This is a genomic window from Microbacterium sp. 4-7 (genome assembly GCF_014332665.1).
GTDB lineage: Bacteria > Actinomycetota > Actinomycetes > Actinomycetales > Microbacteriaceae > Microbacterium.
The window spans coordinates 146,850-158,858 of record NZ_MCRH01000008.1; the positions used below are offsets into that span (position 1 = coordinate 146,850).

Sequence of the window (12,009 nt, forward strand, 5' to 3'; positions counted from 1 at the left end):
TCACACCGTCGGAATCCAGACCCGCATGGTCGACGGACCGCGCCGCGCCCAGTCGTGATAGGCGATCAAGGGGGCGTCGACCGTCTCGCCGGTCGAGCGGTGGCGCACCGGCAGCACCACGTGACCGTCGCGCTCGACGGGCTCCCCGGCCGCGACCGCGTCGCCGATGTCGCCACCGAGGTCGATCGACTCGAGCGCCAGCACCTCGGGGCCGCGTTCGATCGCGACGCTGCCGCGCACGGCATCCACCATCGGATGCGGTGATGTGGTCCTCGCCACGATCGGCAGGTTCAGTTCGACGATGTCGCCGACGCGGAACGCACGAGCGACTTCGACCGCACCCGGAGGTGCAGGCAGCTCCGTGACCTCATTCCCGCTGTGCACACGCACCGCTCCCGATGCCCACGACGGCACTCGCAGAGTCAGTGTGAACTCGGCATCCTCGGCGATCGTGACGCGAACATCGCCCTTCGCCGGGTAGTCCGTCGAGACATCGAACGCGACGATCCGGCCGTCCGGCAGTGTCGTGCGCACGGTCGACGGTGCGTACTGATGCAGCTGCACGCCGTCATCATCGGCCGTCGCGACATACGCGGAGAGGCTCGCGAACGTGCGCGCCACATTCGGCGGGCAGCACGACACCTCGAACCACGGCGCGCGCAGCGATGACGAGGCGCGCGGCGACGTGGCATCCGGATCCGCCGGGATCCCCGGCGTGCGCTGATGCAGGGTGTTGGCGTAGAAGAACGAGCGCCCGTCGTCACCGGGCGAGGTCGCGACGACGTTGAACAGGGTCCGCTCGATCAGGTCGGCGTACTGCGCCTCACCGGTCGCGAGCAGCAGCCGCCACGAGAACATGATCGACCCGATGCCGGCGCAGGTCTCGGAGTAGGCGCGATCCGGCGGCAGCTCCCAGTCGTCGCCGAAGGCCTCGTCCTGATGGTGCGACCCCTGGCCCCCCGTCACATAGGTGCGGCGTTCGACCGTGCGATCCCACTGCGACCGCAGGGCGTCGAGCAGCGAGTCGTCGGAGAGCTCGGCGGCGACGTCGGCTGCGGCGGAGGACAGGTAGTTCGCCCGCACGGAGTGCCCGCGAAGAGCCTCGGCGTCGCGCACCGACACGTCGTCCTGGAAGTAGCTGCGCCCCCATTCGATCTCGCCCAGCGACCCACGCCCGTGCCGCTCGACGAACAGCGCGGCCTGATCGATGTAACGCTGCTCGCCGAGCGCTCGGCCGAGCTCGGCAAGCCCCGCCTCGACCTCGGCATGCCCGCAGATCGCGTCCCGGCCGTCGACGCCGAACTCGCGGCAGACGAGATCCGCGGCGCGCCGAGCGATGTCGATCAGACCGTCGTCGGCATCCGGTCTCGTGCGCACCCGGGCGACGGCCGCCTGGAACAGGTGCCCGAGGCAGTACAGCTCGTGCCCCCACTGCAGCGCAGACCAGCGTTCGTCCTGGCCCTCGCGGCCGAACATCGTGTTGAGGTACCCGTCGGGCTCCTGCGCGGCGGCGACCCGGTCGACGACCCGGCGGAATCGCTGCTCGAGGTCGCTGTCGGCTGCGGCATCCGTCCGCCCGATCTCCCACGCGAGCGCCTCGAGGTACTTGTAGATCTCGGAGTCGGCGAACTCGCGTCCCCGACGCCCGTCCGGCAGCGTGCCGGCGGCGGCGAGGTCGAAGTTGGGCAGCCATCCCTCGGACTCGAGTCGCGACTCGATGTGGCTGAGAGTGGCAGTGCCGTTGACGGCCTGGCGGTCGGCCCAGAACCCTCCGGTGATGCGCACCTCGTCGAGGCCGAGCGGGCGCAGACGCCCGTGCGTGGGAACCACCGGGGCGGCCGGTGCAGTGGTGTCGAACATGGTCATCCCTTGAAGGCGCCGGACATGAAGCCGCGCACGTAGTGTCGTTGCAGGATCAGGAAGAGAAGGATGCAGGGGAGCGCCAGCACGACGACTCCCGCCTCGGTGGCGCCGTAGTCGACGACGCCCTGCACCTGTCCGCGGAGGTTCGCCACCGCGAGCGGCAGCGTCATACGGTTGGTGTCGTTGATGAGGATCAGCGGTGCCATGAAGTCGTTCCAGGCGGTGAGGAACGCGAACAGCCCGACGGTCACGAGCCCGGGCTTGACGGCGGGGAGCAGCACCCGCCACAGGGCGCCCCAGCTCGAGCATCCGTCGACCATCGCCGCCTCGTCCATCTCCCGCGGGATCGACTCGAACGAGATGCGCATCATGAACATCGAGAACGGCAGCTGGAACATCGTGATCACCAGCGCGACGCCGACCAGCGAGTTCTGCAGGCCGACCGCATTGAGGATCACGTAGAGCGGAATGAGCAGGGTCGCATACGGCACCATCAGGATGGCGAGGGTGAGGAGGAACAGTGCGTTCTTGCCGGGGAACGAGAAGCGCGCGAACGCGTATCCGCCCAGCAGCGAGATGAACAGGGTGAGCGCGACGGTGAGCACCGAGACGAAGAGCGAGTTGCCCAGATACACCCAGATGCCGGCCTGGTATTCGCCGAGGGCCGCGTAGTTGCCGAAGCCCCAGCCGTCGGTCTGGCTGGTGCCGGCCATCGGGCTGACCGACGAGACGCCGGTCCAGATGAGCGGATAGAGGAAGATCACGGCCAGCGCGGTCGTGAACACCCAGTACGGGATGCCGAGGACGACGCGAGCGGCCTTCGAGCGATAGCGCGGCGGGGTCGGCTGATGGTTCGGAGCGACGATCGTGCGCGTCAGCGTCTGGGACATGATTCTCAGCTCTCATCCGTGCGGCGGAACGCGCGCAGTTGGAAGACGTTGATGACGATGAGTGCGAGCAGCACGATCACCGAGAGGGCGCCGGCGATGCCGAGGCTGTTCTGCCCCTGGAATGCGACGTTGTAGATGAGCTGCACGACGGTCATGGTGCTGTTGTCGGGGCCGCCCTTGGTGAGGATGTAGAACTGCTCGAACGCGAGCAGCGACCCGGTCACGCACATCACTGTCGTGAGCGCGAAGGTCGGCTTGAGCAGCGGCACGGTGATGTCGCGGAAGGTCTGCCAGCGGTTCGCGCCGTCGATGCGGGCGGCTTCGTAGACGTCATCCGGGATTCCCTGCAGGCCCACCAGCATCAGCAGCATGTAGAAGCCCGCGTATCGCCAGACGATCAGGAAGATGGTCGACCACAGTGCGCCCTCCGGCGTGCCGAGGAACGTGATGCCCCACGACTTCATGAGGTTCGCGAACGGGCCGGCGATGGGGGAGTACAGCACGTAGAAGAGCAGTGACGCGGATGCCAGGCCGAGCGCGCTGGGGATCAGGAAGGCCGTGCGCAGGAACCCCTTCCAGCGGGTGGACTCCTGCACGAGCAGGGCCAGGCCGAGCCCGAGTCCGATCAGGATCACGGTCGTGATGACGGTGTAGAGCAGGGTGAAGCGGATCGAATCCCAGAAGAGGCGGTGCGTGACGGCATCCGCATAGTTCTCCGGGAAGTTGATTCCCTGGTTGCCGCTCAGCAGGGGCCAGTCCGAGGCCGACATCTGCAGCACCAGCACCAGCGGCACGATGAACAGCAGGGCGACGAAGATCGCCGTGGGGGCCGCGTACAGCCAGCCCTGCACCGGGCCGCCGAAGGCGGTGCGCCGTCTGCGGCGATGCAGCGAGAGTGTGGCCTGGGTCATCACGTTCTCTTTCGATGGGGGACTGACGAGGGGGGATGCGGGGGCGACGCGGTGCGCCGCCCCCGCGTGGTCACTGCGACAGGATCGCCGTGATCTCCTCGTTGTCGGCGGGCACCGAGTCGTCGCCGTTGAGCACGGCGTTGCGCACCAGGGTGAGCCACGGGCTGCCCGGGGCGTTGAACGCCTGCTGGAAGTTCAGGGCCACCGGGGTGTCGCCCTGGGCTGCGACCTCGTTGATCGTCACCAGTCGGGGATCGGCGGCCGCATACTCGTTGTCGGCCAGGTCTCCGCGGGAGACGGCGTTGCCGTCCTTCGCGAGCACCTCGACCTGGGCGTCCTCGGACATCATCCAGTTGAGGAAGTTCCAGGCCTGCGCGGCCTTCTTCGAGTCCTTCGAGATGCCGATGCCGTCGCCGCCGACGAACGTCGAGGCACCGCCGTCGACACCGGGGATGCCGGCGACTCCCGCGTCGAACTCGAGCGAGGGGAGCAGCGTCGCGGGGAACGGCATCACGCCGACCTTGCCCTCGCTGAACGCGGCGGTCCAGGTGGGGCCGGCCTCATCGGTCGAGCTCGGGAGAACCGCACCCGCCTCTTCGAGGCTCGCCCACGTGTCGTAGACGGCCTGAGCCGAGTCGCCGTCGAGCAGGGACTCGGTGCCGTCGTCGCTCATGACCTCGTCGCCCGATGCCCAGATGGAGGGGAACCAGGTGAAGACCAGGCATCCGCCGCAGTTGAGGCCGGTCGCGGTGCCGTAGGTGTCCGGCTTGTTCAGCGACTGCACGGCCATGGCCGCTTCGGCGAACTCCTCGAGCGTGGCGGGCGCCTTCTCGGGGTCGAGGCCGGCCTCGGCGAAGAGCTCCTTGTTCCAGAAGAGCATCGAGAGGTCGAGGGCGAACGGCAGCACGTACTCGGCGCCGTCGACGGTGCCGGCCGACAGGTGCCCGGGGTTGATCTCGTCCTTGAAGTCGAGGGCGTCGATCTGCTCGGACATGTCCTGGAACAGGCCCTGCTGCGCCCAGTTCGGCACGTAGACGATGTCGGCGGCGAAGAGGTCGGGCAGGCCGCTCGACCCTGCGGCGGCGCCGACCTTCGCGACGTAGTCGTCGTTGGGCACGACTGTCAGCTCGACCTGGTTCTCGTGGCTGTCGTTGTAGGCGTCGACCAGCAGCTTGGCCTGGCGCTCGATCGGCGCGCGGGTCCACAGCGTCAGGGTCGTGCCGTCGTCGGTGCCTTCGGCGGGGATGGGCTCGTCGGAGGCGGCGTCATCGCCGGCGGGCGCGCAGGCGGCGAGTCCGCCGACGAGCAGGCCGGCCGCGATGACGGCGGCTGCTGCCCGACGTGCGGCGTGGGTGCGAATGGTGTTCATGGGCGGGGGCTCCTCTGGGCTCGTCCTCGAGCGGGTGCGGTGTGGCGCTTCGGCAGTGCAGCGCCGGGAGTGGAGATGAGGGTGGAGATCAGGTTCTTCGAAAGTTACGAAAACCCTTTCGAAAAGGTATAGCGTGGTTTCGGAGGGCGCGTCAACCCTCGTTCCGATAACCTTTCAGCACGAAGGAGTGGGATGACGGATACGACTGGAGCACGAGCTGCGACCCTCAGTGACGTCGCCGCGCGCGCCGGAGTCTCGATCTCGACCGCATCCAAGGCGCTGAACGATCGGGGCGACGTATCGGTCGCCACCCGCGCCAAGGTGCGCGCGATCGCCGAGGAGCTGTCCTTCACCCCCAATGCCATGGCGCGAGGACTCCTCGCCGGGCGCACCGGCACGGTCGGCCTTCTCACCAGCGACCTCGAGGGCCGCTTCATGCTGCCGATCCTCATGGGCGCGGAGGATGCGTTCGGCGCAGGTCGCATCAACGTCTTCCTGTGCGATGCGCGAGGTGACGCGATCCGTGAGCAGCACCACCTGAAGGAGCTGCTGAGCCGCAGGGTCGACGGCATCATCGTGGTCGGTCGTCAGACGGATCCGCGCCCCTCGCTCGGGCAGGAGATCCCCGTGCCCGTGGTCTACGCGTATGCCCCCTCGGATGACCCGCGCGACCTCTCATTGACCCCCGACAACTACGCGGGCGGGCGTCTCGCGATCGAGCACCTGTTGGCCTGCGGACGTCGGCGCATCGCGCACATCTCGGGCGACCCGACCTATGCCGCAGCCCAAGACCGCCTCGCCGGCGCCAGAGCAGCACTTGGCGAGGCGGGTCTCGAACTCGTGGGCGAGCCCATGTTCTCGGAGTGGACCGAGCACTGGGGTCGGGATGCCGCGGCGATGCTGCTGCAGCGGCATCCGGACATCGACGCCGTGTTCTGCGGATCCGACCAGATCGCTCGCGGTGTGCTCGACTCGGCCCGCGATCTCGGCCGCACCGTGCCGGACGACCTCGCGGTGATCGGCTACGACAACTGGGAAGTGCTCGCGACCAACGCCCGGCCCGAGCTCACCAGCATCGACGCGAACCTGCAGCAGCTCGGTCGTCAGGCGGCGCTGCGGGTGTTCGATGCGATCGACGGCATCGACATCGGCGAAGGCGCGCACCACCTGCCGGTGCGGCTCGTGATCCGCGGATCGACCATCGCCCGGCGCTGAGGGGCGCTCGCGCGTGCCGGAGTCAGGTCAGGCGTCGTCGCGCCGTCTATCAGCCGATGACGAGCTTACGTTGCTCCTCCGTCAGACCATCCAACCGTCCTCCAGGAAGAACGTCGGTGAGTTTCCCCGCTGCCCGCGCTCCCAGAAAGGGCCAAATCTGTTCGCCAGGGTCGGACGGGTTCGTGACGATGAATCCTTGAGGGCTCAGGAGGGGCCATCGGGGTTTGCCTGCCGCCTCAGCGTCGCCTGGCTCGACTCGATATTCCTCGGATACCTGGAGCTCTTCGTCCGTCAACGCATCGTCGAGATACGCCACCACGTCGAGGTCGCGAGGCAACGCATCTGCGACCTCCTGAGGATCCAGTGATGGAGAGGTCACGGGAATGTAGACGATGTCTCCCGGTTGAAGCGGTGACCCGCCGTTCTCAGTGACCTCGATGACCTCGACTTCGGCGAGGAGTGCTGCGCCGACGGGGGTTCCGGTGGCGGTGGTGACCTTATCTCCCGCGAGCCAGCGATGCACGGTACCGGTGACCACAGCCGCGGAGCGATGGCCGAGGTCTGTCGTGTTCTGGAAGACGATCGTCGAGACGGCACTGATGTCGAGAGACAGAAGCATCTCGGCGGCGTCAGATTGTGTTGCGTCCTGCGTGACAGATGCCGCTGCCGGGTCGGTTCCGGGTGCCGTGGCACACGAGGTCAGCAGCAGAGCCAGTGCCGGCACCAGTATCAGGCTTACATGCGATCGTCGACTGCGTTGTGCGTTCATGATCGGTCCTGTCTTCATCAATGCGCAACGTTGATGTGATCAACGTGGTGCTGTGGATAGTAAAAGACTTGCGTCGATAGAGTGGAATCCATGCATCCTCCGACGCCGGTCTCGTGATAAGACCGACGGCGTGCCCAATCTCATGGCAAAGGACGTTCCGGCGTGCATTTGCCAGTTGTCCGTCGCTCCATCCCCATGTGCGTGCCTGCAGCCATGACGAACGGATATTGAATATCAGACTGGCCTGATCGCATCGCGCGACTGCCGGCATCCGCTTTGTGCAGATGTACTGACCTAATACGTTATCGGCGAGCACAACTTCACCGGTAATTCCGTTGCGAGAGAAATGCCTATACGAACGAAACTACGTTGTTTCATGGGGCGAGACTACGAGCTGACGGCCGATATGTTGGGATTCCATTATCGGCAGCGGCTCGTCAGAAGCGACCGACTTGTTGCTTGCCCAGCATCGTGTCGAACAGGGTCAGGCGTCGTCGCGCCAGGAGTGCTGCGGATCGAACCCGAGCACGCGGCGGGCCTTGTCGATCGACAGCAGCGTCTCGTTCGGGCCGAACTCGCGGGCGACCGGCACATCGGGGAAGACCTCGGCGAGCAGCTCGGCGTTCGGACGCGTCATCACCGTATCGGCCGCCGCGATGATGAAGTTGTCGAACCCGGGTGCCGCCACCTCGAGCGCACGCTCCACCGCCTGCGCACCGTCGCGGGCGTCGATGTATCCCCAGAGGTTCCACTTACGGCGCAGCGAATCGGCGTCGAAATCGGGGAACTCGGCGTAGTCCTCGGGGTTCATCACGTTCGAGAACCGCAGTGCGGTGATCGACAGGTCGGGATGCCAGCGCACGAGCTCCCTCGCGAGCTGCTCCTCGAGGGTCTTCACGAGCGAGTAGACCGACTCGGGGCGGGCGGGGTAGTCCTCGTCGACCGGCACGTAGGGCGGCGGCGCGTCGAACGGCAGGCCCAGCACGGTCTCACTCGAGGCGTAGACGACACGGCGGATGCCGAGGCGCACCGCCGCCCAGAAGACGTTGAACGTGGCGGGCATGTTGTTGTGGAAGGTGGCGACGTCGCTGCGGATGCCGGGCGCCGGGATCGCGCCGAGATGCACCACGGCGTCGATGCCGTCGTGCCGGTCGCCGACGGCCGTGAAAGCATCCACGACCTGGCCGTAGTCCGTGAGGTCGACCTGCACGAAGTCAGGGCCGCGGGTGCCTGAGACGTCCATGCCGATGACCTCGTGTCCGTGAGCGCGGAGCTCCCGCGCGACGACGCTGCCGAGCTTGCCCGATGATCCGGTGAGTGCGATGCGCATGTCACCAGAGTGGCACGAAGACGAGGCGCCGGGGCCGCTCGGCATACACTCGTCGGCGTGAGTGACACGAGCAGCGAGCCCCGCCGCACCGTCGGCGTGCGCGACGTCGCCGTGCGCGCAGGGGTGTCTCGGCAGACGGTGTCGCGCGTGCTCAACGACCACCCCGAGGTCGCCGCCGAGACTCGAGAACGCGTCATCGCCGCCATGGCGGAACTCGGCTACCGCATGAACAACGCGGCCAGAGCGCTGGGCACCCGCCGCTCCCGCACGCTCGGGGTGCTCGCCACCGACGCACTGCACTATGGCCCGTCGCGCAGCATCGCAGCGCTCGAGGCGTCGGCCCGCGAGGTCGGCTACTGGCTGAGTGCGGCCTTCGCGGATGCGGGGGACACGGATGCCGTGGTCGCCGCGGTCGACCACCTCGTCATGCAGGGAGTCGAGGGCATCGTCGTCGTCGCGCCTCACGCCCACACCCTCGACGCGCTCGACTCGGTGCGCATCGGCGTGCCCGTCGTCACCCTGCACGCAGCCGATCGCGGCGCGCGCGGCCTCTCGGTCGATCAGGAGGCCGGGGCTCGACTCGCCGTCGCGGCACTCGCCGACGCCGGGCACACACGCATCGCGCACCTCGCCGGCCCCGCCGACTGGCTCGAGGCCGAGTCCCGCGCTGAGGGGTTCCAGGTCGAGCTCGCCGCACGAGGACTCGCCGCCGGGCCGGTCATCGAGGGCGACTGGACCGCCGGCTCGGGCTATGCAGCGGCTCGCGCCGTGCGCGACTCGGGTGTGACGGCGGTATTCGCGGCGAACGACCAGATGGCCCTCGGTCTGCTCGGCGGTCTGCAGGAAGTCGGGCTCTCGGTGCCCGCAGACATCAGTGTCGTCGGGTTCGACGACACTCCGGATGCCGCCTACTACTGGCCGAAGCTCACGACCGTGCGGCAGGACTTCTCGGAATTGGCGCGTCGTGCGGTGGCGGCGGTGCTGGTGGGCAGTGCCGGAGCCGCGGCATCCGACCTCGCGCCGGTGGCGCCGGTGCTCGTGACCCGCGATTCGGTGGCGCCGCCGCGCTGAACGGCGCCAGGGTGTGTGCCGGCGCGGTGCGGGGTCAGTTCTGCATGTGCGGCGCGGTGCGGGGTCAGTTCTGCACGTGAATACGCCGTATCCGATGCGAAAGTGGCCCCGCACGAGACGGGAGATGCGAAAGTGGCCCCGAACACCGCGGCGCCGAGCGGTCGCCGGTGTCTTGACGGTCCGCCGACCTCCGTGACACACTTCTGTGACCGGTCACAGTGACCACCGCCGACCCTGAGGTATCCGTGAGCAACGAAGCCCCCGTCTTCTCCCCTGAGATCGACGCGTCCATCCAGGCCGTCCGCGAGGATGTCGCCCGTCTGCACGGCGAACTGGTCCGTTACGACCTCATCGTCTGGACCGGCGGCAACGTCTCGAGCCGCGTGCCCGGAGCCGACCTGTTCGTGATCAAGCCGTCGGGCGTCAGCTACGACGACCTCACGCCCGAGAACATGATCCTGTGCGACCTCGACGGCGCCGTGATCCCCGGCACTCCGGGCAGCGACCGCTCTCCCTCGAGCGACACTGCCGCCCACGCATACGTCTACCGCCACATGCCCGACGTCGGCGGAGTCGTGCACACGCACTCGACGTTCGCCGTCGCGTGGGCAGCCCGTGGCGAAGAGATCCCCTGCGTCATCACGGCCATGGCCGATGAGTTCGGCGGTCCGATCCCGGTCGGTCCCTTCGCGATCATCGGCGACGACTCGATCGGCCGCGGCATCGTGCAGACGCTCTCGGGTCACCGCAGCCGCGCGGTGCTCATGCAGAACCACGGTCCCTTCACCATCGGAGTCGACGCGAAGGATGCCGTGAAGGCCGCCGTCATGGTCGAAGACGTGGCCCGCACCGTGCACTACGCCCGTGAGGCCGGCCCGCTGATCCCGATTCCGCAGGAGGCCATCGACAGCCTCTTCAACCGCTACCAGAACGTCTACGGACAGAACTCGGACGCCCGACGATGAGCGACACGACCCGCACGACCGCCCGCGACGACATCCTCGCCGGCCGCACGAGCCTCGGCATCGAGCTCGGCTCCACGCGCATCAAGGCCTGTCTGATCGGACCCGACGCCACCGAGGTGCTCGCGACCGGGTCGTTCTCGTGGGAGAACCGCCTCCAGGACGGCCTCTGGACCTACGCGATCGACGAGGTGTGGACAGGCCTGCAGGCGGCATACGCCGGTCTCGTCGCCGACGCGGACGAGCGCCACGGCGTGCGCCCCGAGACGTTCGGCGCGATCGGGATCTCGGCCATGATGCACGGATACCTCGCGTTCGATGCGCAGGGCGAGCTGCTCACGCCGTTCCGCACCTGGCGCAACACCAACACGGGCGCCGCGGCGGCCGAGCTGACCGACCTGCTCGGCGTGAACATCCCGCTGCGGTGGTCGATCGCCCACCTGCACCAGGCGGTGCTCGACGGCGAGGCGCATGTGCCGCAGCTCGACTTCGTCACCACCCTCGCGGGCTATGTGCACACGAGGCTGACGGGCGAGCGCGTTCTCGGCGTCGGCGACGCCTCCGGCATGTTCCCGATCGACTCGGCCACCGGAGACTACGACGAGCGGATGCTGCAGGCCTACGACGCCCTCGCCGCCGACCGTCTTCCCGCCGCAGCCAAGGACCTGCTCCCGACCGTCCTTCCCGCCGGCGCCGCCGCCGGGACGCTCACCGCCGAGGGCGCGGCCCTGCTCGATCCGTCGGGCGCGCTGCCCCCCGGCATCCCGCTCTGCCCGCCCGAGGGCGATGCGGGCACCGGCATGGTCGCGACGAACTCGGTGTCGCCGCGCACCGGCAACGTCTCGGCCGGAACCAGCATCTTCGCGATGGTCGTGCTCGAGCGCCCGCTCGCCGAAGTGCACCATGAGCTCGACCTCGTGACGACACCCGCGGGCGACGCCGTCGCGATGGTGCACTGCAACAACGGCGCGAGCGAACTGGCCGCCTGGGCAGGGCTCTTCACCCGTTTCGCCGCCGCCGCGGGGCAGCCGCTGAGCGATGACGCCGTCTTCGACGCACTCTTCCGCGAGGCTCTCGACGGAGAGGCGGATGCCGGCGGCCTGCTGGCCTACAACCACCTCGCGGGCGAGCCGATCGCCGGCCTCACCGAGGGGCGCCCGCTGTTCGTGCGCACCCCCGACAGTGCCTTCACGCTGGCGAACTTCATGCGCTCGCAGCTGTACGGCGTGTTCGGCACGCTCGCGCTGGGGATGCAGGTGCTCGCCGCCGAAGGAGTCGAACTCGACCGCATGTTCGCGCACGGTGGCATGTTCCGCACCGCGGGGGTCGCGCAGCGTTTCCTGGCCGGAGCACTCGGCGCTCCCGTCGCGGTGGGCGAGCTCGCCTCCGAGGGCGGCGCGTGGGGTATCGCGGTGCTCGCGTCGTATCTCGCGCACTCCGAGACGGCGTCGCTGGGGGAGTACCTCGAGCGCGACGTCTTCGCCTCGGCATCCCTCGCGGTCGCCGACCCCGACCCCGCCGACGTCGCCGGCTTCACCGCCTACCTCGACCGCTACCGCGCGGGGCTCGCGATCGAAGCCGCCGCGACCACCGCTCTCTGACCCCCACGCGCACTCTTCACGCCGACAC

The 12,009-nt window shown here is 68.3% G+C and carries 10 protein-coding genes; 4 read left to right on the forward strand and 6 right to left on the reverse strand.

All coding sequences use genetic code 11. The annotated features are described in order from the left end of the window. The 4 genes from BEP68_RS17160 to BEP68_RS17175 form a co-directional block, all read right to left on the reverse strand. Nucleotides 1-1,866, reverse strand: coding sequence for a beta-L-arabinofuranosidase domain-containing protein (locus tag BEP68_RS17160; protein ID WP_187250681.1), 1,866 nt, complete (start codon nucleotides 1,864-1,866; stop codon nucleotides 1-3). Then, nucleotides 1,863-2,753: a carbohydrate ABC transporter permease gene (locus BEP68_RS17165; RefSeq protein WP_082297903.1), complete on the reverse strand. Its 891-nt coding sequence runs from the start codon at nucleotides 2,751-2,753 to the stop codon at nucleotides 1,863-1,865. The genes BEP68_RS17160 and BEP68_RS17165 overlap by 4 nt, the downstream gene beginning before the upstream one ends. Nucleotides 2,754-2,758: 5 nt before the next feature. After that, nucleotides 2,759-3,664 carry a carbohydrate ABC transporter permease gene (locus BEP68_RS17170; RefSeq protein WP_187250682.1) on the reverse strand — a complete coding sequence of 302 codons (906 nt, stop codon included), beginning with the start codon at nucleotides 3,662-3,664 and terminating at the stop codon, nucleotides 2,759-2,761. A gap of 70 nt (nucleotides 3,665-3,734) precedes the next feature. Next, complete coding sequence (locus BEP68_RS17175) at nucleotides 3,735-5,033, reverse strand: ABC transporter substrate-binding protein (RefSeq protein WP_187250683.1); 1,299 nt, start codon at nucleotides 5,031-5,033, stop codon at nucleotides 3,735-3,737. Nucleotides 5,034-5,225: 192 nt separating this feature from the next. On the opposite strand from BEP68_RS17175, the gene BEP68_RS17180 reads away from it, so the two are divergent. Then, nucleotides 5,226-6,248: a LacI family DNA-binding transcriptional regulator gene (locus BEP68_RS17180; RefSeq protein ID WP_053097877.1), complete on the forward strand. Its 1,023-nt coding sequence runs from the start codon at nucleotides 5,226-5,228 to the stop codon at nucleotides 6,246-6,248. A gap of 49 nt (nucleotides 6,249-6,297) precedes the next feature. Here BEP68_RS17180 and BEP68_RS17185 read toward each other — a convergent pair whose 3' ends face one another. Both BEP68_RS17185 and BEP68_RS17190 read right to left on the reverse strand, forming a co-directional pair. Further along, entirely contained in the window at nucleotides 6,298-7,035 is a 738-nt protein-coding gene (locus tag BEP68_RS17185; RefSeq protein WP_187250684.1) for a hypothetical protein, read from the reverse strand. 466 nt (nucleotides 7,036-7,501) lie between these two features. Then, nucleotides 7,502-8,347 (reverse strand): NAD-dependent epimerase/dehydratase family protein, encoded by an 846-nt coding sequence (locus tag BEP68_RS17190; protein WP_187250685.1) that lies wholly within the window; start codon nucleotides 8,345-8,347, stop codon nucleotides 7,502-7,504. 57 nt (nucleotides 8,348-8,404) lie between these two features. Here BEP68_RS17190 and BEP68_RS17195 point away from each other — a divergent pair, with 57 nt between their 5' ends. The 3 genes from BEP68_RS17195 (at nucleotide 8,405) to BEP68_RS17205 (ending at nucleotide 11,981) form a co-directional block, all read left to right on the forward strand. Further along, nucleotides 8,405-9,418 carry a LacI family DNA-binding transcriptional regulator gene (locus tag BEP68_RS17195; protein ID WP_187250686.1) on the forward strand — a complete coding sequence of 338 codons (1,014 nt, stop codon included), beginning with the start codon at nucleotides 8,405-8,407 and terminating at the stop codon, nucleotides 9,416-9,418. A 245-nt stretch (nucleotides 9,419-9,663) separates the two neighbouring features. Then, nucleotides 9,664-10,383: an L-ribulose-5-phosphate 4-epimerase gene (locus BEP68_RS17200; protein ID WP_187250687.1), complete on the forward strand. Its 720-nt coding sequence runs from the start codon at nucleotides 9,664-9,666 to the stop codon at nucleotides 10,381-10,383. Beyond that, nucleotides 10,380-11,981: a xylulokinase gene (locus tag BEP68_RS17205; RefSeq protein ID WP_187250688.1), complete on the forward strand. Its 1,602-nt coding sequence runs from the start codon at nucleotides 10,380-10,382 to the stop codon at nucleotides 11,979-11,981. Before BEP68_RS17200 ends, BEP68_RS17205 begins: the two co-directional genes overlap by 4 nt. Nucleotides 11,982-12,009: the final 28 nt, after the last annotated feature.